The sequence below is a fragment of the Pseudomonas sp. 5P_5.1_Bac1 genome (genome assembly GCF_025466015.1).
Lineage (GTDB): Bacteria > Pseudomonadota > Gammaproteobacteria > Pseudomonadales > Pseudomonadaceae > Aquipseudomonas.
Window position 1 is genome coordinate 14,984 of record NZ_JANLNX010000049.1, and the last position, 22,469, is coordinate 37,452.

Below are 22,469 nucleotides of genomic sequence, written 5' to 3' on the forward strand. Positions count from 1 at the left end.
CCCCGTCGAAATGCTCATCTACAACCCGCCAGGTCGAACACGGCTACTGTCGCCCGGTGATCGTGACGCGCGCGTTTCCGGTGGGCGGGTCGAGATCCACTGCCCACGCTAAAGCGCCATCTCGATAGAGAGTGGCCTTGGTCGGCGAAAAGGATGAGGGGACGTTCACATGGAACCGGTTCGGTGTAGTGGCTTGTACACGGGATGACCTCAGCACGAACTTCAGCGTCTGGTTATTAGCGTTCCTGACTACCAGATAACACTTGGCCGCATTTATCTCGACATCCCGATCCGCCGAATAACTGTTCCCGTGGGCGCAATGAAGTGCAGGAAATATATAGTTGTTGTATCCGGCCCGAGGGTCATAGTAGCCAAGCAGCGTTGTGACCGGAATGCCCTGTTGGGCAGGCTTGCGGACAACATTGAAAGAGAAGTCCTTGACCTCGACCCACGTCGAGCCATTGGACTCATAATTCAATACCGTCCCTCTGACCAGCGGCACGGAGGTGCCATTTATACGCAACGTGGCGCCCCAACTCGCGTAATGCACAACGTGTATGCCTTTGGACTTATTGGCGGCCGCCGCGGCCGGGATGAATACGTCATGTGCGTGGTGGTTATCGTACAAGGGTATTTCAACCAGTCGGTAGTCGTTGAGCAACCGTGTCATGGAACTCAAATCAAACTCGTCAGCGGCAGCACTATGGAACTCACCCCATTCCTCCAGTTTTTTTGATGTTTCATTCCACTTCAGGTAGCCGGTACTGGAGGTTTTATCAAAGATCGCCTTGCTTTCCATAAACTGCTGGATGTGATGGTGGGTATGCGGTGTGCAAAGTGTATAGCCATTAGTCGGCGTACACATCGGGAATCCACCCGCCATGGTGTCGGTGCCGAAGCTATGCCCGTGAAACGGCGCTTGGCATGTACCTTCATAACAGGTAGGCAGGTTGAAGCGTGACTTTTCGAAATTAGGGATGAAGTAATGTTTGTTACTATCCCAGCCCCAGCTTGAATTGATCGCTTCAGAAGAACGGTGTACCGACCCGGTGAACTTCTCTGGGTAATGACCGATCCCGTAGTTATGACCCAGCTCATGGCTGAATTCATTGCCCACGCAATCGACCAGCGTCACGATACTGCCGCCGCCCGACAGACCATGGACAACCCGACCATTACTGTAATTACCGACAGACGTGTGCGCCGTGAATTGCGCCGCCGCAAAATGTTTATTCAGGCCATCCTCTCCCGAACCCGGTGAACTGTGAATGCCGTAGCTGGCATTATTGATGCCCAGGGAAATCAGTTCTTTTCCCGTGTACTGCCTGAGGTCACCGTTGTGAACATCGCCTTTATCGGTGGAGGCGCCACTTATCACCTCGCCACTGGGCAACTTTATTTCCTTCCAATACACCGGTTCATATTGGTTGACCACCAGCCGGCTGATGGGCGTCTGCTGAAAATACTGACGCTGAAGTTCAGCGCTGAAGCGGGATGAAAACACATCGTTATTGGGTGTCAACATGCCAATATCGATCGTATTCAGCAGAAGTTCGCTTGGCGCGCCAATATTGATAGAGTTGTACGACCCGCTAATATTAGCGGCGTCAAAGCGTAGCGTGATCCCGGGTTTTACATGCTGCCAGGGAATAATGCAGCTCCGGAGGTCAGGCGCGTAATCGATGGTTTGAAACTCAAGATCGATTCGTTCCCCCCACACGCCCTGTCTGTTGAAAAAAACCAACTTCTCGCCTCTTCTCAAGCGCACCGTACTTCCGCCATAATGCACCCGCGATTCAAACACCGCATCGGAGTGAAACACTATCTTTTTACCCTTCAGTGACGTGGAGTGTCCTGGCAGATAGAAGTCCGAAGCCCAACGTTCATTTGCAAGTTTCACGTTCAGGGTATTGTGCGTCGAGAGCAGTGTCTTGAAGTGGCTAGCGTCAGGATCATGCCCGATCAAATCGATTTCTGCCTGGGTTTCGATGACCCGATCATACTGCCCTGGCTCGATGAAATCCGCCTGACCAAACCCTTGAACTTTCCCGGCCATTGTTGGTCTCGCCATGAAGTCATGCAGTTTGACCGAATACAATGGATTATTCTCGAGAAGGACCTTCATTATAATTCCTTCTTTAAAATCGATAGCACTGCCTATTGGCCTGAACATCACCAGCGTATTCCTGAGCGCAACCAGCCTCGGCTTCTTGTCACCCGGTAATGACGTCGACTGCGAGGGTATGATTATGGACTGGGCAAACTCTATGCTGGCTTGCATTCCATTTACCAAATCATTTTTCAAAGGCCGCTGATTAAAAAATACAGTGGGTTCGACACGTTCCATGACGCACCTCGTTAATCATACGAAAAGAGTAACTACTTTGATGGCGACGCTGCTTGTTTCAGCCTAGCCCGGCAAACTTCTGATATTTAGAATTTTTGGTAATAATATGGCCGGCACGCTACCTGGCATTTTTGTCAGTTGTCGGAATACCGGGCGACTGTCATCGTAATGATTTTTCTTGCAGCAAATAACTTGAGGACACTGAAACTTCATAAGGCCCACATTAGTAGCGGTGCCTGTTCAACACCCGCGGAACGCCATCACCGTACTTCACAAAGCGCCTAGTCCGTTTCAATGATTCGCCCGTAAAAGCGCCACCCCTAGACTGCGGCATCCTTTCGTCCCGCAGAGATCCGTCCTCATGGAGTTCGCCTTTACCGAAGAGCAGTTGATGATCCGCGACAGCGCCGAGCGCTTTCTGGCCCAGGCCAGCGACTCGTCCGCCGTGCGCGCGGGCATGGCGCGTGTCGATGACTACGACCCGGCGCTGTGGCAGCGCATCGCTCAGGAGCTGTACTGGCCGGCGCTGATGGTGCCGGAAGCGTACGGCGGCATGGGCCTGGGCTTCGTCGAGTTGGCCGTGTTGCAGGAACAGTGCGGGCGTTTCCTGCTCGGCTCGCCGCTGTTCGCCACCGCGTGCCTGGCGACCCCGGCCCTGCTGCTGGCCGATAACCCGCCGTTGCAGGCCCACTGGCTCGGCGCGATCGCCGCCGGTGACGCCCGCGCCACCTTGGCGTGGGGTGCGGGCATGGACGCCGACAGCGTACGGATCACGGCCCGCGCCGAAGCCGGCGGCTATGTTCTTGATGGGCTTTGCGCGCAGGTACTCGACGGCGCGCTGGCTGACCTGCTGATCGTCGCCACCCGTGAACCGGGCAGCCTGGGCGAACACGGCATCAGCCTGTTCGCCCTGCCCGCCGACACCCCGGGCATCATTCGCAACGCCCTGCCCACCCTCGACCAGACCCGCCGCCTGGCGCGGGTCGAACTGCATGGCGTGCACGCCGGCGATGCGCAGTTGCTCGGCAGCGCCGGCCAGGGCTGGCCGTTGTTGCGCGACGTGCTGAGCATCGCCGCCATTGGCCTGGCCGCGGAACAGACCGGCGGCGCCCAGCAGGTACTGGACCTGACCCTGGCCTACGTTGCCGAACGCAAGCAATTCAACCGCCCTATCGCCAGTTTTCAGGCGATCAAGCACCGCTGCGCCGACATGATGTTGCAAGTCGAATGCGCCCGTTCGGCGTTCTGGTACGCCGCCTGTGTCGCCGGCGAACGCCTTACCGTCGAGGGCGACCCGGCGCTGGCCAGTGAACTGCTCGCCGCCGCCGCCACGGCGAAGCTGCACGCCAGCGAAACCTTCTTCCATTGCGCGGCCGAGTCCATCCAGTTGCATGGCGGGGTCGGCTTCACCTGGGAATACGACCCGCACCTGTATTTCAAACGCGCCCGGGCCGGCGAACAGTGGCTTGGCACCCCGGCCTGGCACGCCGAGCGCCTGGCCGCGCAACTCCTGGAGCAACGCCCATGAAGATCGGATTCAACAGCGCGGACGAAGCCTTCCGCAAAGACGTCGCCCAGTGGATGGCCGAACACCTACGCGGCGAGTTCGAGCCCCTGCGTTTTCGTGGCGGGCCGGGCGACGAGCACAGCTTTCCGGAGCAACGCAAAGCCTGGGAACGCGAACTCGCCGCGGGCGGTTGGACCGGCGTCGGCTGGGCCACCGAACACGGTGGCCGCGGCCTGAGCATCAGCCAGCAAGTGATCTTCCACGAAGAATATGCCCGCGCCGGCGGCCCCGGACGCATGGGCCATATCGGCGAAGGACTGGTCGGCCCAACCCTCGCCGCCTTCGGCAACACTGATCAGAAACGCCGGCTGCTGCCAGGCATCCTCAGCGGCCGTGAGTTCTGGTGCCAAGGCTATTCCGAGCCCGGCGCCGGCTCGGACCTGGCCAATGTGCAGACCCGCGCGCGCCTCGACGACAGCGGCGAGTACTGGCTGATCAGCGGGCAGAAAGTCTGGACCTCGCTGGCCCATGAAGCTGATTGGTGCTTTGTGCTGGCCCGAACCGAACCGGGCAGCAGCGGTCATCACGGGCTGTCGTTCCTGCTGGTGCCGATGGCCCAGGAACAGATCCGCGTGCAGCCAATCCAGCAACTCACCGGCACCAGCGAGTTCAACGAAGTGTTCTTCGACCAGGCGCGGACCTCGATCGCCAACCTGGTCGGCGAGCCCGGCGATGGCTGGAGGATCGCCATGGCCCTGCTCGGGTTCGAGCGCGGCGTCTCCACGCTTGGCCAGCAGATGCAATTCCAAAACGAACTGGACGAGGTCATTCGCATCGCTCGCGACAACGGCGCCAGCCGCGACCCGTTGCTGCGCCAGCGCATCGCCCGCGCCTGGGCCGGGCTCAAAGTACTGCGCTACAACTCGCTGCGCATGCTCTCCGGCCCGCAAGACGGCAGCCTGGCGCGCGAAGCGATGATCTACAAATTGGCCTGGTCCACCTGGCATGCCGAACTGGGCAAGTTGGCGATGGATGTGCTGGGACCGCAAGCGGAGGTTCTCGACGGCGCGCCTTATGAGTTGAGCCGGTTGCAGTCGCTGTTCCTGTTTACCCGGTCGGACACCATTTATGGCGGCAGCAATGAGATCCAGCGCAATGTGATTGCCGAGCGGGCGCTGGGGATGCCGCGGGAGATGCGCAGGTAGCGGGGGAGGACATTCAGGAGGCAACTGCAACGTGGCCTTCTGGATCTGTACTTTTTACTCACGCAATAAGATGGATTGTTCCCTGGTGATACGTGTTGGAAGTCAGTTCGTAAAGAACAGGATTAAACACGCCCGGCTCTGCAGAAGGCGTGATGGTGAAGATGTGTGCAGTCGCGCTCAAGAGTCATGTTCGAACGTGATCGCCACATCGTCCCTCGCCGCTGTGAGGGTTAGCGTGAATGGCTGTTCCAGGCCCTTCGACTCACTGACCATCACCTCCACCGCCCCCGCCTGGGCATCAGGTCCGACCAGTTGCAATGGCGGAAGTGGCGCTCCCCATTCGGCGCGTAGGGAGAACATCCCACAACTGGCAGAAATATCAGGTTGGCCGGATTCCCACGACGGGAACAGCTCATGAAAGGTACCGGCATAGGGCACCCACAGGGTGGTGACTGGAAGGCGCTTGTCATAAGACCGAGTAATGGCCACCAGGCGCTAGCCGACAGGTTTTCAGCGCTTTCAAGATCGAGCGCCGCCCGCGCGGCGCATCGCGAGCAAGCTCGCTCCTACATTGGTTGCAACGTGCCATGGCCTGACAGAGAGGAGTTGCCCGCCCTTGGCGCTTGGCGATGAATCGCGGGGAGGCTGTTGAAGTCGACTCGATACCGCGTCGTACAAACAAGGCGTTCAACCATGGCCTGACAGGCATAGGTACGTTGCAACCGATGTAGGAGCGAGCTCGCTCGCGATGCGCCGCGCGGGCGGCGCTCGATCTCAAGGGCGCTGAAGACATGTCGGCTGACACATACATAAATTGTGTAGATGCCAGCGATGAGGCCCAAGAGGACAACGACAAAAAAGCCGTCAATCGACGGCTTTTCTGCTCTTCTCTCATCGCACCCGAATCTTCGGGTCCCCCGCCCCCCGTCGCATTGTCTGCAAGAACCCCTCCAGCGGCGCCGGCTCGGCGATCTGTGGCAAGGCGTCCTTGTCCGGCCGGTTGGCCCAGAACCCGTCCCACGACGGGAACAGTTCATGGAAGGTGCCGGCATAGGGTTCACGCCCCGGCCAGCGCATTTTCAGGCCGCCGATCGGCGGTTTGTTGAGGTCGGTGGCGTACCAGTAGCACGGCAGCCGACGGCGGAAGCACCAGCGTCCGTCGATGCGCTCGTAATCATCCCAGTAGAGCATCTGCATGATCACCCACTCGGGCCCGGTCTCATGCTCGTTCTTCGAATAGACCACGCCGGTGGCATGGTCCGGGTCGCTGAATTCGATGATGTGCTGGCCCAGGTGGTGCGAGGTGCCGTGAAACTGCTTGCGCATGGTTTCGTCCAGCCACGCCTTGAGGTGCGCGCGGCCGCTCTTGTCGCGCCCCACCCGCACGTCGGCGGCGAAGCAGTTGGCCATGGCGTCCATGTCGCGCATGTCCAGCGCCAGCGCGTACTTGCCGGCCAACTGGCGGATGGCGTCGAGCGATTCCAGGCGGTCGATGCGTTGCAGCAGCGAGGCGTCGTCCTGGCTCATTCCAGCACCGTGTACAGGTCGGAGCTGCGCCCGCCGTCCACGCTCAGGCTCGCGCCGGTGACATAGGACGCTTCGTCGCTGGCCAGGAACAGGATGGCGTTGGCCAGCTCCACCGGCAGGCCGACGCGTTTCATCGGGATGACCTTCTCGGTATTGGCGCGGGTCCGGGCATCGCTGAGCATGCCGGCGGTGGCCGGGGTGTCGACCACGCCGGGGATGACCACGTTGCAGCGCACCTTGTGCGGCGCGCCTTCGCTGGCGGCGGCGCGGCTGAAGTTGATCACTGCCGCTTTGGCCGCCGAGTAACCGGCCATCCAGGCGGTGCCGAACAGGCCGCAGATCGAGGCAATGTTGACGATGGCGCCGCCGCCATTGGCCTGCATCAGGCGCATGGCGGTGCGGGTGCCCCAGAAGGTGCCGTCCACCGTGGTGCTGAAGTTGGCGTGCCAGTCGGCGGTGGTCATGCTGTCGATGCCGCCCCAGGTGTAGGCCATGGCGTTGTTGACCAGGATATCCAGGCGGCCATGGCGCTTGGCCGTGGCTTCCAGCGCGGCGACATAAGCTTGCTCGTCGCTGACATCGGCCACCGCGACTTCGGCCTGGCCGCCCAGCGCCTGGATTCGTTCCTGGAGATCCTGCAGTGGTTCGGGACGCCGCCCGCAAAGCACCACGGTGGCGCCTTCCTCGGCGAAACGCAGGGCGGTGGCTTCACCGATGCCGGAGCCGGCACCGGTGACGAAGGCGATTTTTCCTTGCAGACGCTTGCTCATGGAAACTCCTCAGATAAAGGCCATGCCGCCGTTGACGGCAACGTTCTGACCGGTCATGAAACTGGCGTCTTCGCTGGCCAGGAACACCGCCACCCGGGCGATCTCGTCGGTTTCGCACATGCGCCCCAGCGGCACGTTCTTGAGCAGCGCCTGCATGTGTTCATCAGGGATGCCGGCCATCATCGGCGTGTTGGTCGGGCCCGGCACCAGGGTGTTGACGCGGATGCCGCTGGCCGCCAGTTCGCGGGCGATGGAACGGGTCAGGCCCATCACCGCGGCCTTCGACGCGCAGTAATGGCTGGGGCCTTCGCCGGTCAGCGCGGCGGTGCTGGAGAGGTTGATGATCGCGCCCTGGCGCTTGCCCTTGAGCATCAGCCGCGCGCCTTCGCGGGCACACAGGAAGGTGCCGCCGAGGTTGACGTTGATGACCCGCGCCCAGCTTTCGTCGGGGGTATCGAGAAAGCTGTCGAGGGCACCGACGCCGGCGTTGTTGACGACGATGTCGAGGCCACCGAAACGCGCCTCGACCTGGCCCATCGCATCGGTCACCGACGCGCTGTCGGCGACGTTGCAGGACAGCGCCAGGACGTTCTCGCCGAGGTCCGCCAGGCTGGCGGCCAGGGCCTGTTGATCGAGGTCCACCGCCACCACTTTCGCCCCTTCGGCGACGAACCGGCGCACGATGGCCTGGCCCATGCCCTGCCCGGCGCCGGTGACAAAGGCCACCTTGTTCTGCAGCTTCATAGCGTTCTCCTTGGAATGTTCGACGCGACCCGCGGACAGCGAGCCCTCCCCGGCATGATTGGCCCGGCGCCCCGGGGCGAACATCGTCCAACAGGACTAGCGGCGCCGCCGGGCCATGTGGTCTGAACGGACGATGTGGCGACGCCGCGCAGGGCCGAGCATCCCCTGGCGCACACTGGCCGGGTGTGGCTTACCCCTTCGCTCATCCACCACACCCGGCCGGTCTGCGCGTCCATCCGCAGACCTGGAGAACCTCATGAACCAATCCGTAGACCTGCCCTTGCCCGTCGGCCATTACCAGACCCTGCCCGGCGGGCTGCGCCTGCACTACCTGGACCAGGGCGAAGGTCCCGTGGTGCTCTGGCTGCATGGCAGCGGCCCGGGTGCCAGCGGCTACAGCAACTTCAAAGGCAACGCGCCGGATTTCGTCGCCGCCGGCTACCGCAACATCCTCCTCGACCTGCCCGGCTTCGGCCGCTCCGACAAGCCTGATGACGTGCAGTACAACCTGGATTTCTTCGTCGATTGCGTGGGGACGTTCCTGCAGCAGATCGGCGTCAGTCGCTGCACCCTGCTCGGCAACTCGCTGGGCGGCGCCATCGCCCTGGGCCTGGCGCTGCGTCACCCGGAGCTGGCGGAAAAACTCATCCTGCTGGCGCCAGGCGGCGTCGAAGAGCGCGAAACCTACTTCCAGATGCCGGGCATCCTGCGCATGGTCAGCCTGTTCAATGCCGGCCCGATCGGCATGGAAGAAATGCGCAGCATGATGAGCCTGCAACTGTTCGATCCTTCGATCCTGCCGGAAGACCTGCTGCAGGAACGGGTCGCGGTGGCAGTGACCCAGCCGAAAAACCTGTTCAGCACCATGATGGTGCCGAACATGGAAAGCCGGCTGGGCGAGATCCAGTGCCCGATCCTCGGTTTCTGGGGCAGCAACGACAATTTCAACCCGGTCAGCGGCGCCCAGCGCATCATCGATGGCGCGGCCAAGGCACGCTTTATCGTGCTGAACCAGTGCGGACACTGGGTGCAGGTCGAGCACCGGGCGTTGTTCAACCGCAGTTGCGTGGAGTTCCTCCAGTTCGGTTGAGTCAGGACACCGCCCGGAGCAGCAAACACTGCTCTCGGGCACACCCCTTCTCCCCTTGGTTTCTCCGCGCCATCAGGCCACGACTACGGTAATCTCCCGCGTCAACAGGCACCCGTTTGCTGACACAGGACCTAACCATGGATCGTCTGGCCTTACTCGCCCTCGCAACCTTGCTCACCTTCGTCAACGTCGATAACGCCCTGGCCGTGGAAACCAGCGCGGGCACCTTTTCCGTCTCGCAGCGCTGCGAAGCCTTTCAATCGTTCAAGAACAGGACCAACCCTGGCGACCTTTCCGTCGAGCCGGGGCAGACCTACCGGATCGCCGAGGTCAACCGCGAGCAGTACCAGTGGATCAGGGTCAAGGTCGGCGCGGGGAAGAACGACCTGCGCTGGGTTGCCGCCGACTGCGGCCAGGTCGACGGGCTGGTGATCTCCGAAGCGGGATCGCAGGCGTGCCGGATTCCCGACCAATACGACAGCTATGTGCTGGCCGTGACCTGGCAGCCAGGCTTTTGCGAACACGACCAGGGCGGCCCGGCGAAACCGGAGTGCCAGGCCATGAAAGACGGCGCGCTGACGGTCAACCACTTCACCTTGCACGGGCTGTGGCCGAACAAACAGGAATGCGGGATTGACTACGGCAAGTGCGACGGCGCCGACCTCGATCTGACCGCCGACACCGTGGACTACATCACGCCGTGGATGCCGAACTTTCATTACGGCACGCAGTTCGGCAACTACGAATGGAAGAAACACGGCGTGTGCCAGACGGCCATGACCGATGACGCGTACTTCCGGTTCGCGGTGGACTTGCTGAAGTCCTTCAATGACTCCCAGGCCGGAGAATACGTCCGCGGCAACGTCGGTGGAGAAGTGTCCAGGGAGCAGTTCTATTCGAAACTGGCCGATGAGTTTGGCAGCAAGGACGTGCGCAATAATTTTCTGCTGATCTGCAGCGGTGACTACCTGGAGGAGATCCGGGTGTCGCTGCCGAAGGACTTCAAGGGCGAGCGCACGTTGAAGGGCGTTATCGGCCAGGCATTCCTGCCCCGCCAGGCGACTGATCGCGGTGAGTGCCGAGCGGACCGGATCCGGATCGAGGCCAGTGGTTCGGGCGCTTGATAGCCGCAGCGCCTGAACGCGCATGCATGTGCATGCATATGCATGTATGTGTAGGAGCGAGCTTGCTCGCGATAAGGCGACCACCTTGGGCCTGGGTGTTGGCGCTAGGGCTATGAGCTTATCCATTGAATCTGGCAAAGCCGCCGGCCCCTTTCGCCTTTACGGCGAGTCCATTTTGTCTTGGCAAAATAGACGAAAACCGCTGGCTCCTGCATCCGGCCCTACGCTGCGCTTCGGGTCCCCTGTGGGAGCCGGCTTGCCGGCGATAGCGTCCTCAGCTTCCCCAGACTTTATCGAATAGATAAGCCCACAGCCCCAGCCCCATCACCTAGCCCGCCGCCGGCACCCGATTCAACGCAGCATCCCCCGGCTGCCCCAACACGCACGAGGTCCCGCCCGGCGTATACATCATCGCCACGCAACGGTTGCACGCCGTGCATTTGTTGCTGCGCCCCTCGCCATTGGCCAGTTTGTTCACATACCCCGGCTCGGCGATCAGTGCCCGGCCCATGGCAACCAGGTCGAAGCCTTCACTCATCAGTTGTTCGATGCTGCCCAGGCTCTTGGCGCCGCCCAGGTACGCCAGCGGCATTTTCACCGCGGCGCGGACCTTGCGCGCGTGTTCCAGCAGGTACAGCTCGCGGAACTCCACCACCGGGTCGGTCATGCGCTGGATGGCCATGGCCAGGGCGATCACCGGGTTCTTCTGTTGCACGCGGTTTTCCTTGGGGAAGGACGAGCCGAACATGGTGGTGATGGATTCGGCGTTCATCCCGGCGCTGAGCACCAGCAGGTGCGCGCCCTCTTCTTCCAGCAGGCGCGCGATGCGGGCGCCGTCTTCGGCGCTGTTACCGGCGCGCACGCCTTCGGTGATGCTGTATTTGCAGATCACCGCCAGCTCGTGGCCCACCGCGTCGAGCACCGCGCGCAGCACCCGGCGCGGGAAGCGCAGGCGGTTTTCGAGGTTGCCGCCGTATTGATCGCGCCGCTTGTTGTACAGCGGCGAGATGAACTGGCTGAGCAGGTAGCCATGGCCCATGTGGATTTCCACCGCGTCGAAGCCGGCCTCGCGGGCCAGTCGCGCGCCCTGGGCGAAGTCCTCGACCACCTGCTGCATATCGCTCTCGGTCATGGCTTGCTTGAGGAACATGCCGCTCATCATGCCGATCTTGTTGAAGCCGCCGCTGGCCGACAGCGGTCGTTTGGTCGAGCGCTCGCGGATGAAGGTGAAGCAACCCCCGTGGGTGATCTGCGCGCTGGCCAGGCCGCCCTTGGCGTGCACGGCCTCGGTCAGGGCCTTGAAGTGCGGCAGGCTCGACGGTTCGAGGATCAACTGGTTGGGCAAGGTGCGGCCGTCCTTGCTGACCGCGCAGTAGGCCACCGTGGTCAGGGCCACGCCGCCGCCGGCGAGGTTGGCGTGCAATGCCGCCAGTTGTTTGGAGGGCACGCCGTTGGCACTCATGCCTTCGTTGGTGGCGGCCTTGATAAAGCGGTTTTTCAGGGTCAGCGGGCCGATGGTGACGGGGCTGAACGGCGATGGAGCGGAACGGGTTTGCATGACAGGCCTCGACGTTTGGACGAACAAAACCGGCCACGCCGCCAGGGCGTGGCCGATTGCGTCAGAAGGTGTATTTGGCGTTGAACGACAGGTAGTCGCGGTCGGCCATCAGGCGGCCCTGGGCGATATCCGGCGAACTGAGGTAGGCCACGTAGGTCAGGCCGACCTGGAAGTTGCCCAGGTACTTGAAGTCGCCGCCCACGGTCAGGCGCTTCTCGTCGCGGCCCAGGCCCTGGTAGGCGCTGCCGTCGACGTTCTGCGTCCACACCACTTTGGTGGTCAGGTCCAGGCCGTTGGCGATGGACGGGTAGTCCATGTAGGCGCCGATCCCGAGGAGGGTCGAGCCACGGGTCTGGGTGGCCGACTCGAAGTTGTCGTACACGCCATCGACACCCGCCCCGCCGCCGCTGACCACCAGCTTGTCGACGCTCTCGATGCGCTGGTGCACCACTTCACCCATGAAGGTGGTCTGCTGGGCGATAAAGCTCGGGCCGAGGATGTACGACGCGTTGAGGTTGCCCTGCCAGATTTGCCCGGTGGTCGGCGCGCCGTTGTCCAGGTACACCGAGGCGCCGTCGCGGTAGCTGAGGTCGCCGGCGTACTGCACCGAATCGCCGATCTTCGAGCTGAAACTGATACCGGTCAGCGCGACGTCCTCGAAGTAGCCGAGGCGATAGGCCGGCGCCGACTCCACGCCGCTGTGCCGCGCCAGGCGCTTGAGCGACGAGTATTCGGTGGTGCCGCTGAAGTCGAAGAACATCGAGCCGACGCGCTCGTGGTAGCGGTAGTGGAACAGCCCGACTTCGGTGTTCTCGGTGATCCGGTAGCGCACGCCCAGGCCCCATTGGCCGCTGTCGCGCGGCTTGAGTTCGCCGGCGTAATTGACCCCGGTGAAGCTCTTGTCCGGCAGGTTGGCGATCACGCCGGGCGCCAGGCGGAAGAACTCGGCGCCTGGGCCGAAGGTGTCGCTGCCGAAGTAGTCGCCCACCGGGTTGAGCTGGGTCTTTTCCCACTCGTACTGGTAGAAGCCCACCAGCGCCAGGTCTTCGTTCAGCGACCAGGACCCCGAAACCTGTCCCACCGGCAGGTAGGAGTCCTTGGCCTCGGTGCCCGGCACGTTGAATTTGGTGGCGTCGACCGGCGCCTGGCCCTGGCTGATGTTGGCCCAGAACAGGCTCTCGCCCCAGGCCACCAGGTGGCGGCCGGCCTTGACCGACAGGTACTGGGTGTCGCCGATGTCGAAGTTGCCGTAGACATAGGCGTCCAGCAGCCGCGCCTTGCTGCCGCTGAGGCGGCGGGTGTCGTCGCTGAAACCGTCGGCGCGGCCGACCTTGTTCACCGTGCCGGGCGAGTCGTTGTCGTTGCGCTGGTGATAGACGTCGTCGTAGAAGTGGCTGCCGCGCAACACCGCGCCGAGGTTGTCGTGCTTGAGCAGCATTTCGCCGAACAGGCTGACGCGGTTGTTGATCAGCGCGCCGCGTTTGAAGTTGCGCGTGCCGTCGTCGTTATTGAGGTCGTTGAGGTACTCGTGGGCCGGCTTGCCGGTACGCATCGAGGCGGTGTAGTTGACCGTCAGCGAGGTGTCGAGGGTGGTGTTGTCCCCCAGCTCGAAGCTCGGGCCGGCGCTGGCCGCGCCACTGGCAAGGCCGACGGCCAGTGCCAGCAGGCTGCGACGACGAACATCACGGGTGGCGATCCGCTTGGGCAAAGACATGCTCCTTTCTCCTTTCTTGTTGTTTTGGGGCTTGCCGGCGCAGCCTGGAACAGCGCCCGCGCCGGCACATCGTCCGTTTGGTGAAAATCAGCCGTTGCCCACCAACGCACGCAGCTCGTTCTTCGCCACCTTGGCCGAGGCGTTGAGCGGCAGCGCCGGGAACAGCCGCACGCTGCGCGGCACCTTGTAATTGGCCATGCGCTCGCGGCTCCAGGCGATCAGCTCGCCCTCCTCCAGTTGCCGGCCTTCGCGCAGCACCACGCAGGCGCAGCCGACCTCACCCATGCGCGCATCGGGAATGCCGATGACCGCGACCTGGGCGATGGCCGGGTGGGCGATCAGCGCCGCTTCGATTTCCGCCGGGTAACAGTTGAAGCCGCCGACGATGTACATGTCCTTGAGGCGATCGGTGATCACCAGGTTGCCCTGCGGGTCGAGCCGGCCGACGTCGCCGGTGTGCAGCCAGCCGTCGGCGTCGATCGCCTCGCGGGTGGCCTCGGGGTTCTCGAAATAGCCCTGCATCACATGGAAGCCGCGCAGGCAGATTTCCCCGCTGTCGCCTTGGGCCAGTGCCTGGTTCTGCGGGTCGCGGATGCTCACTTCGGTGCCGGACAACGGCCGGCCGCTGGTGCCGGCGATGGTCTCGGCGCTGTCGCCGGGGTCACACAGGGTCGCCAGCCCACCGCATTCGGTCAGGCCGTAGGCGGTGGTCACCACGCTGAAGCCCAGCTCGTTGCGCATCCGCTCGATCAGGCTTGGCGGAATGCTCGCCGAGCCGGTCACGGCGATACGCAGGCTGGACAGGTCCGTCTCGGCCAACCGTGGGTGGGCCAGCAGCGACAGGTACAGGGTCGGCGCCCCCGGCAGCACGCTGATGCGTTCGTTGGCGATGCGCTGGAACACCGCGTCGGCGTCGAACACCGCATGGGGCAGGATGGTCGCCCCGGCGATCAGGCAGGTCAGCCAGCCGGCCTTGTAGCCGAAAGCGTGGAAGAACGGGTTGACGATCAGGTAGCGGTCCCCCGGCACCAGGCCGATGACCCGCACGTATTCGCCAAACGCCCGCAGGTTCTGGCCGTGGGCACTCATCACGCCCTTGGGTTTGCCGGTGGTGCCGGAGGTGAACAGCAGGTCGCACATGGCGTCCGGCCCGATCGACAAGGCGCGGCGCTCGGCGGTGAGTTTTTCGATGGTCAGGGCGCCGGTGAGAAACTGTCTGAAGCCGAGGTCACGGGCGTCGGTGGCGCGCTCGACATCGAAGATCACCTGATGCTCCAGGCTCGCCGGGCGATGGGGTTCGAGCAGCGCGGTGTAATCGACATCGAGAAACTGCCGCTGCACGAACAGCACGCGGCAGCCGCTGCGTTCGAGAATGTCGGCGGCTTCGGCGCCTTTCATGCGCGTGTTGACCGGCACCAGCACCGCGCCGGCGCAGTGAATACCTAGCGCCGCGAGGATCCACTGGCGGCTGTTCGGCGCCCACAGGCCGATGCGGTCGCCAGCCTGGATGCCCAGGGCCATCAGGCCGCGGGTGATGGTCAGGACCTGCTCGGGCAGGTCGGCATAGTCCAGGCATTCGCCGTTTTCTTCGATGGCGCTGCGCCCGGCGAAACGCCGCGCGCTGTCGAACAGCATCCGGGCGATGCTGGCGGGCGCACCGGTATCGGCTGCGACGGGGTTCTGGCTCGGGATCATCATCGACTCGCTCATCATTCGGGGAAGCGGATACGCAATTGCGCGGTGGTGGGCACGGCCTGGCAGGCGAGAATCCAGCCCTCGGCCAGTTCGCCTGCGTCCAGCGCATCGTTGTGCAGCAGGTCGACCGCGCCGCTTTCCAGGGTGCACATGCACGAGGCGCAGCCGCCGACGCGGCAGGCGCTGGGCGGGTTGAGGCCGGCGCGCTGCATGGCGTCGAGCACGGTTTCGCCGCTGTCGCAGGGCAACTCGTAGTCCTCGCCGTCCAGACGCACCGCCAGTTGCGCGGCCATCGCCGCCTCGCTCACTACCAGCGGCAACGCTTCACCTTCGCCCGGCAGCGAGACGAAACGCTCGACATGCACCCGGCCAGTGGGCATGCCGAGGCTTTTCAGCGCGGCCACCGCGGCATCCATGAACGGCGCCGGGCCGCAGATAAAGGCCTGGGCATCGATAAACGGGCGCGCCAGTTCGGCCAGTTGCGCCGTGGCCGGCACGCCTTGCACCGAGTCCAGCCAATGGACGATCTGCAGGCGCTGCGGATGGGCGTTGGCGAGGAAGCGCAGCTCGTCGCGGAAGATCACCGACTGCTCGTCGCGGTTGGCGTAGATCAGCAGGATCCTGCCGGTGCCGGCGAGCAAGGCCGAGCGCAGGATCGACAGCACCGGCGTCACGCCGCTGCCGCCACCGAACAGCAGCAGATCGCTGTCCAGCGAGCGCGGCACGAACACCCCGGCGGGCGGCAGCACTTCCAGGGTCTGGCCTTCCTGCAGTTCTTCGCACAGCCAGTTGGAGGCGCGACCCTCGCGCACGCGCTTGACCGTCACCCGCAACGGCTCGTCCAGCAACGGCGTGCTCGACAGCGAATAGCAACGCGGCAGCCAGCCGCCTTCGAACGGCACCCGCAGGGTCAGGAACTGCCCGGGTTGATAACGAAAACGCTCGGCCAGGTGCTCGGGGATGTCGAACACCAGCGAGCGGGCGTCGACCGTTTCCTCGATCACCCGCGCCACGCGCAAGCTCAGATAGTCATTCATGGTTCAGGTACTCCGGGCGACCTGCCTGTGCGGCACAGGCAGGCAGACGCGCGATGGGATGGGCCTCAGACGAACGGGTCCGGGTTGGGCAGGCCCAGTTGCACCGCGCCGAAGCTGCGCCCGTAGGCCATGAAGTTGTTGGCGATGTGGCCGCGGGCCTGGTGCAGGTCGCGGAACAGCCGCGCCACCGGGTTGCTGTTGTACAACCCGGACGCGGCCATGCTGCGCAGCAGGTCGTTGACCCGGTCGGCGCAGACGTTGGTCACATAGGACGACTGATAGCGATACAGCAGGCGGGTTTCGGTGTCCGGGTACTCGCCGGCGCAGGCCAGGCTCATCAGGTGGTCGTAGTTGCGCTCCAGCACCAGCTTGAGGGCATCGACGGTGATCACCGCCTCGGCCACCGAGATTTGCGCCACCGGGTCGTCCGCGGTGCGCGCACCGTGCTTGCCGATGTGCGCAGCGGCATTGGCGCGGAACTCGTTGATCGCCCCTTGCAGCGCGCCGATGGCCGAGGTCGAAACCGCACGGGAAAACACCTGAGCGAAGGGAATGGCGTAGATCGGGTTGGTGTTGACCAGGCGGCCCGGGGTGGCTTCGATCCGCCAGTTGTTGGTGCGCTGCACGCGGTGCGCCGGGACAAACGCGTCCTCGACCACGATGTCGTGGCTGCCGGTGCCGCGCAGGCCCAGCACGTCCCAGTTGTGCTCAATGCGGTAGTCCTGGCGCGGCAGCAGGAAGGTGCCGTGCTCGCTGGTGAAATCGCCGTCGGCCGGCAGGATGCCGCCGAGGAACACCCACTGGCAGTGCTCGCTGCCGCTGGAGAAGCCCCAGCGTCCGCTGATGCGGTAGCCGCCCTCCACCACCGTGACCTTGGCCGCCGGCATGTAAGTGGAAGAAATCAGCGCGCCGTGGTCATTGGCCCAGACCTCGCGCTGCGCCTCGATCGGGTAGCGCGCCAATTGCCAGGGGTGCACGCCCATCACACCGTAGATCCAGGCGGTGGACATGCAGCCTTCGGCGAGGATCATCTGGATTTCGAAAAAGGTCCGCGGGTCGACCTCGTAGCCGCCGAAAGCGCGGGGTTGCAGCGCGCGCAACAGACCGGCGGATTGCAGCTCGATGATGCTCTCGTCCGGCACCCGCTGCTCGCGCTCGGCCTGCGCGGCGCGCTCCTTGAGCAACGGCACCAGGCGTCGTGCCCGCTCGATCAGCTCGACTTCTTCTTCATTCTTGTCACGCATGCTGTACATCGCTCAACTCTCCCGATCTGATTGCGCCCTTGCGCAAGCTGAGGGGGATGATCGGATTCGCGGGCGGGGTCGTTCATCGTCAAAGCGGACTAGGGCTTGATTGTGATGGGCGGAGTTGGGGGGGCGAGCGGCCTCCGCGCGGCACGTATCGCGAGCAAGCTCGCTCCTACCGGGCTCGGCTTGTCTGTGAGACATCTACCTGTAGGAGCGAGCTTGCTTGCGATGGACTTGGGGGGGGCGAGCGGCCTCCGCGCGGCGCGTATCGCGAGCAAGCTCGCTCCTACCGGGTTCGGTTTGTCTGTGAGCCATCTACCTGTAGGAGCGAGCTTGCTCGCGATGGACTTACAACCACACGGCATCCCAATGCGGATAATCACCCAAATGCCGCACAAGCCCAGCCCTCAAAGGATTGGCCACGATGTACCGCGCAACCTCGAGAATATCGTCCTCCCGGCGCAACGCCCGATCATGAAAGCCCGGCTGCCACAGCCGGCCCTGGCGCCCGCCCGCCGCGTTGACCAGGCGGGCGCTACGCGACTTGAAGCGCTGCATCAGCGTGTTGAGGCTGGTCTGCCGCAGCTCTATCAACCAGTGAATATGGTCAGGCATTACAACCCAGGCCAACGAATTCGCCAGCCCCTCATCCTGCACTTGCCGGAACTGTCCAATTACCAGTCTCGCCAGGCGCATCTCATGAAAAATCGGGACCCTGTCCGTAACCGTAGTGGTCAGAAGATACAAACGCCCCTGCTCGGAAAAACGACCATGGCGCAAACGCTTGTTGTGTGGACGATCCATATCAGCCTCCTGCAATAGAGACCCCAACCTAGTGCACCGCCGGATCAACGGCCGAGCATCAGTGGTTCCACATATTTCACTCCATCCCGCTAGTCCATTGAGACGATGCCCCCAAATCCCCGCCCCGGCCATAGTCCCTTCCATCATCCAAACCACAGGAGAAGGGACAGCCCATGACTATCCTCAAGCGATTCCAACTGGACGGTAGCGTCGCCATTGTCACCGGCAGTGGCCGTGGAATCGGCCGCGCGATTGCCCTGGCCTATGCCGAGGCCGGCGCCGATGTGGTCTGTTCGGCGCGTTCGCTGGCCGATGTGGAGGCGGTTGCCGCCGAGGTCCGCGCCCTCGGCCGGCGCGCTCTGGCCATCGCCTGCGATGTCAACGACAGCGAACAACGCCAGGCCCTGGTCCGCCAGAGCCACGAGCAACTTGGCCGCATCACCCATCTGGTGAACAACGTTGGCGGTGGCGGGCCCAATGACCCGCTGCAGTTGAGCCCGGAACAGTTCGACGAGATCCTGCGGTTCAACGTGTCCACCGCCTACGCCTTCTGCCAGCTCTGTGTGCCGCTGATGCGCGAGGCCGGTGGCGGCAACATCATCAACGTCAGTTCGGTGGCGGCGCGTTATTCGCAGCGTCACTTCAGCGCCTACGGCAGCGCCAAGGCCGCCCTCAGCCACCTGACCCGTCTGCTGGCCCAGGATTTCGCCCCGCAGGTGCGGGTCAACGCCGTGGCGCCGGGCCCGACCCTGACCGACGCCCTCGCCGGGGTGATGCCCGCCGCCATGCGCCAGACCATGGAAGCCAACACCCCGCTCAAGTGCCTGGGCACCCCCGAGGACATCGCCGCCGCCGCGCTGTACCTGGCCAGCCCGGCCTCGGCCTGGGTCACCGGCAAGATCATCGATGTCGATGGCGGCGCCGATTCCAGCGTCTGGGTCGGCTGACACCGCTTCCCCTTTTTGGCCGGCACCTTGAACCCGTTGGGGCCGGCCTTTTTTCTTCCTGCAGAAAGAGCCCCGTCATGGACGCCCATTTGATCGATGCCCTCGGCGCCGAGCTGTTCCACGCCCTGCGCAGCCGCAAGACCCTCGCGCCGCTGAGCGAGCGCTTTCCAGATATCACCCTGGATGACGCCTACCGTATTTCCCTGCGTTTCCTGCAACGTCGCGAAGCCCTCGGCGAGCACGTGGTAGGCAAGAAAATCGGCGTCACCAGCCGCGCCGTGCAAGAGATGCTCGACGTGCATCAGCCCGATTTCGGTTTCCTCACCAACGCCATGCAAGTGGCCGATGGCAGCGATGTCAGCCTGGCCCGCTACCACCTGATCCAGCCCCGGGCCGAGGGCGAGATCGCCTTTGTCCTCGCCGAGGACCTGCACGGTCCCGGCATCAGCGCCGACGACGTGCTCGCCGCGACCGAGTCGGTGATGCCGTGCTTCGAGATCGTCGATTCGCGGATCGACAACTGGCAGATCCGCATCCAGGACACGGTCGCCGACAACGCCTCCTGCGGCGTATTCGCCCTCGGCACCCAGCGTATCGACCCACGCGAGCTGGACCTGGCCCGCGTCGAAATGCACCTGCTGAAGAACGGCGTGCCCGCCGGCAGCGGCTTCGGCTCGGCGGTACAGGGGCATCCCTGCGCGGCGGTGGCCTGGCTGGCCAACACCCTGGGCGAGCTGGGCATTCCGTTTCGCCGTGGCGAAATCATTCTTTCCGGCGCCCTGGCGCCGCTGGTGCCGGTCACCGCCGGTGATCGCATCAGTCTTTCCATGAGCGGGCTGGGCCAGTCCAGCCTGCGCTTCATACCTTGAGTACCCTGGGGAGCCACAGACGATGAGCAAGAAAATCAGATGCGCGCTGATCGGGCCGGGCAATATCGGCACCGACCTGCTGTACAAACTCAAGCGCAGCGAGGTACTGGAACCGGTGTGGATGGTCGGCATCGACGCCACCTCCGAAGGCCTCGCGCGCGCCCGCGAACTGGGCCTGAAAACCACCGCGGACGGCGTCGACGGGCTGCTGCCGCACGTGCTTGACGACAACATCCAGATCGCTTTCGACGCCACCTCGGCCTACGTCCACGCGGAAAACAGCCGCAAGCTGAATGAACTCGGCGTGCTGATGATCGACCTGACGCCCGCGGCGATCGGCCCCTACTGCGTGCCGCCGGTCAACCTCAAGGCCAACCTCGGCCTGGGGCTGATGAACGTCAATATGGTCACCTGCGGCGGCCAGGCCACCATCCCGCTGGTGGCGGCGGTGTCCAGCGTGCAGCCGGTGGCGTATGCCGAGATCATCGCCACTGCGGCGTCGAAATCGGTGGGCCCTGGCACGCGCAAGAACATCGACGAATTCACCCGCACCACCGCCAGTGCCATCGAGAAAGTCGGCGGCGCGAAAAAAGGCAAGGCGATCATCATCATCAACCCGGCCGAGCCGCCGCTGATCATGCGCGACACCGTGCACTGCCTGACCGAAGACGAGCCTGACCAGGACGCCATTCGCGCGGCCATCGACGCGATGATCGCCGAGGTGCAGCGCTATGTGCCGGGCTACAAGCTGGTCAACGGGCCGGTGTTCGACGGCAACCGGGTTTCGGTGTTCATGGAGGTCGAGGGCCTGGGCGACTACTTGCCCAAGTACGCCGGCAACCTCGACATCATGACCGCCGCCGCCGCCCGCACCGCCGAGATGTACGCCGAAGCCATCCTCAAGGGCGAGCTGCAATTGCGCGCCGTCCAGCCCGCCCACGCCTAAGGAGAAAACCATGGACCTTCGTGGCAAGCGCATCACCGTACACGACATGTGCCTGCGTGACGGCATGCACCCCAAGCGTCACCAGATCAGCCTGCAACAGATGAAAGACATCGCCTGCGGCCTCGATGCCGCCGGCATCCCGCTGATCGAAGTCACCCACGGCGACGGCCTCGGCGGCAGCTCGGTGAACTACGGTTTCCCGGCCCACAGCGACGAAGCCTACCTGTCGGCGGTGATCCCGTTGATGAAGCAGGCGAAAGTCTCCGCCCTGCTACTGCCCGGCATCGGCACCGTCGATCACCTGAAGATGGCCCATGAACTCGGGGTTTCCACCCTTCGCGTGGCCACCCACTGCACCGAGGCGGATGTCAGCGAGCAGCACATTACCCACGCCCGCAAGCTGGGCCTGGACACGGTCGGGTTCCTGATGATGGCCCACATGAACAGCCCCGAGGGCCTGGCGAAACAGGGCAAGTTGATGGAGAGCTACGGTGCCAACTGCATCTACCTCACCGACTCGGCGGGTTACCTGTTGCCCGAGGACGTGAGCGTGCGCGTCGCCACCCTGCGTGCCGCGCTCAACCCGGAAACCGAAATCGGCTTCCACGGCCACCACAACCTGTCGATGGGCGTGTCCAACTCCATCGCCGCCATTGCCGCGGGCGCCACCCGCATCGATGCCGCCTGTGCCGGACTTGGTGCCGGTGCCGGCAATACGCCGATGGAAGTGTTGGTCGCGGTGTGTGAACGGATGGGGATCGAGACCGGCGTCAACCTGTTCCAGATCCAGGACGTGGCCGAGGATTTGGTGGTGCCGATCATGGACTTCCCGATCCGCAGCGACCGCGATGCCCTGACCATGGGCTTTGCCGGGGTCTACGGTTCGTTCCTGTTGTTTGCCAAGCGTGCCGAGAAGAAATACGGCGTGTCGGCGCGGGAGATTCTCGTGGAGATGGGCCGACGCGGGATGGTCGGCGGGCAGGAGGACATGATTGAAGATACCGCGATGACGCTGGCGCGGCAGCGCGGTTAAGAGCATCGCCGGCAAGCCCGGCTCCCACAGATACTGCACAAGTCTCAAGTTCAGTGCTGAATCTGTGGAAGCTGGCTTGCCAGCGATTTAGGCCCTAGAAGCCCATGCTGAAGCTCACAGTCACCGCATGGTCCCGGTTATCGCTGGACAATTGTCCCGAATAACCAACACCCAGCTTGCCCGCCGCGCCAACACTCACATCCAGCCCCGCCTCGACCACCGCCGCATCCTTGGCGATCGGTACGCCTTGGGTGCTGAACGCCGCGCCGCCGTCGACGAAGCGCAGGTCGGCGTCCGGCGTGGTG

The 22,469-nt window shown here is 63.7% G+C and carries 19 protein-coding genes; 8 read left to right on the top strand and 11 right to left on the bottom strand.

Going from position 1 to position 22,469, the window contains the following annotated elements; translation table 11 throughout:
* Nucleotides 1–43: 43 nt before the first annotated feature.
* Nucleotides 44–2,347 carry a M66 family metalloprotease gene (locus NTD82_RS09635; protein ID WP_095158418.1) on the bottom strand — a complete coding sequence of 768 codons (2,304 nt, stop codon included), beginning with the start codon at nt 2,345–2,347 and terminating at the stop codon, nt 44–46.
* 361 nt (nt 2,348–2,708) lie between these two features.
* Between NTD82_RS09635 and NTD82_RS09640 the strand changes: the two genes are divergently transcribed.
* A complete protein-coding gene (locus NTD82_RS09640) occupies nt 2,709–3,875 on the top strand; it encodes an acyl-CoA dehydrogenase family protein (protein WP_262128605.1) in 1,167 nt (388 codons plus the stop codon).
* On the top strand, nt 3,872–5,059 hold the full coding sequence (locus NTD82_RS09645; protein ID WP_262128606.1) for an acyl-CoA dehydrogenase family protein: 1,188 nt from the start codon (nt 3,872–3,874) through the stop codon (nt 5,057–5,059). The genes NTD82_RS09640 and NTD82_RS09645 overlap by 4 nt, the downstream gene beginning before the upstream one ends.
* Before the next feature lie 891 nt (nt 5,060–5,950).
* Here the strand turns inward: NTD82_RS09645 and NTD82_RS09650 are convergent.
* The 3 genes from NTD82_RS09650 to NTD82_RS09660 are packed head-to-tail and all read right to left on the bottom strand — an operon-like array spanning nt 5,951 to nt 8,100.
* The gene (locus tag NTD82_RS09650) at nt 5,951–6,586 is read right to left on the bottom strand and encodes a nuclear transport factor 2 family protein (RefSeq protein WP_095158414.1); all 636 of its coding nucleotides are present in this window, start codon (nt 6,584–6,586) and stop codon (nt 5,951–5,953) included.
* Nucleotides 6,583–7,356 (bottom strand): SDR family NAD(P)-dependent oxidoreductase, encoded by a 774-nt coding sequence (locus tag NTD82_RS09655; protein ID WP_262128607.1) that lies wholly within the window; start codon nt 7,354–7,356, stop codon nt 6,583–6,585. The genes NTD82_RS09650 and NTD82_RS09655 overlap by 4 nt, the downstream gene beginning before the upstream one ends.
* Before the next feature lie 9 nt (nt 7,357–7,365).
* Complete coding sequence (locus NTD82_RS09660) at nt 7,366–8,100, bottom strand: SDR family NAD(P)-dependent oxidoreductase (protein ID WP_262128608.1); 735 nt, start codon at nt 8,098–8,100, stop codon at nt 7,366–7,368.
* Between the two features lie 256 nt (nt 8,101–8,356).
* Between NTD82_RS09660 and NTD82_RS09665 the strand changes: the two genes are divergently transcribed.
* On the top strand, nt 8,357–9,190 hold the full coding sequence (locus tag NTD82_RS09665) for an alpha/beta fold hydrolase (RefSeq protein ID WP_262128609.1): 834 nt from the start codon (nt 8,357–8,359) through the stop codon (nt 9,188–9,190).
* 137 nt (nt 9,191–9,327) lie between these two features.
* A complete protein-coding gene (locus NTD82_RS09670; protein ID WP_262128610.1) occupies nt 9,328–10,314 on the top strand; it encodes a ribonuclease T2 family protein in 987 nt (328 codons plus the stop codon).
* Between the two features lie 328 nt (nt 10,315–10,642).
* Here NTD82_RS09670 and NTD82_RS09675 read toward each other — a convergent pair whose 3' ends face one another.
* The 6 genes from NTD82_RS09675 to NTD82_RS09700 form a co-directional block, all read right to left on the bottom strand.
* Entirely contained in the window at nt 10,643–11,872 is a 1,230-nt protein-coding gene (locus NTD82_RS09675; protein ID WP_262128611.1) for an NADH:flavin oxidoreductase, read from the bottom strand.
* 61 nt (nt 11,873–11,933) lie between these two features.
* Complete coding sequence (locus NTD82_RS09680; protein ID WP_262128612.1) at nt 11,934–13,586, bottom strand: DUF1302 domain-containing protein; 1,653 nt, start codon at nt 13,584–13,586, stop codon at nt 11,934–11,936.
* An 87-nt stretch (nt 13,587–13,673) separates the two neighbouring features.
* Nucleotides 13,674–15,281: a FadD3 family acyl-CoA ligase gene (locus tag NTD82_RS09685; protein WP_262128619.1), complete on the bottom strand. Its 1,608-nt coding sequence runs from the start codon at nt 15,279–15,281 to the stop codon at nt 13,674–13,676.
* A gap of 14 nt (nt 15,282–15,295) precedes the next feature.
* A complete protein-coding gene (locus NTD82_RS09690) occupies nt 15,296–16,318 on the bottom strand; it encodes a ferredoxin--NADP reductase (protein ID WP_095158407.1) in 1,023 nt (340 codons plus the stop codon).
* 65 nt (nt 16,319–16,383) lie between these two features.
* Nucleotides 16,384–17,571 carry an acyl-CoA dehydrogenase family protein gene (locus tag NTD82_RS09695; RefSeq protein WP_262128613.1) on the bottom strand — a complete coding sequence of 396 codons (1,188 nt, stop codon included), beginning with the start codon at nt 17,569–17,571 and terminating at the stop codon, nt 16,384–16,386.
* Nucleotides 17,572–17,913: 342 nt separating this feature from the next.
* On the bottom strand, nt 17,914–18,369 hold the full coding sequence (locus tag NTD82_RS09700; RefSeq protein ID WP_262128614.1) for an REP-associated tyrosine transposase: 456 nt from the start codon (nt 18,367–18,369) through the stop codon (nt 17,914–17,916).
* A gap of 173 nt (nt 18,370–18,542) precedes the next feature.
* Between NTD82_RS09700 and NTD82_RS09705 the strand changes: the two genes are divergently transcribed.
* From NTD82_RS09705 to dmpG, 4 genes are all read left to right on the top strand, one after another.
* The gene (locus NTD82_RS09705; protein ID WP_262128615.1) at nt 18,543–19,316 is read left to right on the top strand and encodes a glucose 1-dehydrogenase; all 774 of its coding nucleotides are present in this window, start codon (nt 18,543–18,545) and stop codon (nt 19,314–19,316) included.
* 77 nt (nt 19,317–19,393) lie between these two features.
* Complete coding sequence (locus NTD82_RS09710; RefSeq protein ID WP_262128616.1) at nt 19,394–20,185, top strand: fumarylacetoacetate hydrolase family protein; 792 nt, start codon at nt 19,394–19,396, stop codon at nt 20,183–20,185.
* A 22-nt stretch (nt 20,186–20,207) separates the two neighbouring features.
* Nucleotides 20,208–21,131: an acetaldehyde dehydrogenase (acetylating) gene (locus NTD82_RS09715; protein ID WP_262128617.1), complete on the top strand. Its 924-nt coding sequence runs from the start codon at nt 20,208–20,210 to the stop codon at nt 21,129–21,131.
* A gap of 10 nt (nt 21,132–21,141) precedes the next feature.
* Nucleotides 21,142–22,164, top strand: coding sequence for a 4-hydroxy-2-oxovalerate aldolase (gene dmpG, locus NTD82_RS09720; protein WP_095158401.1), 1,023 nt, complete (start codon nt 21,142–21,144; stop codon nt 22,162–22,164).
* Nucleotides 22,165–22,258: 94 nt separating this feature from the next.
* Here dmpG and NTD82_RS09725 read toward each other — a convergent pair.
* A partial coding sequence (locus tag NTD82_RS09725) for an autotransporter outer membrane beta-barrel domain-containing protein (RefSeq protein ID WP_262128618.1) occupies nt 22,259–22,469 on the bottom strand: 211 nt, incomplete at its 5' end.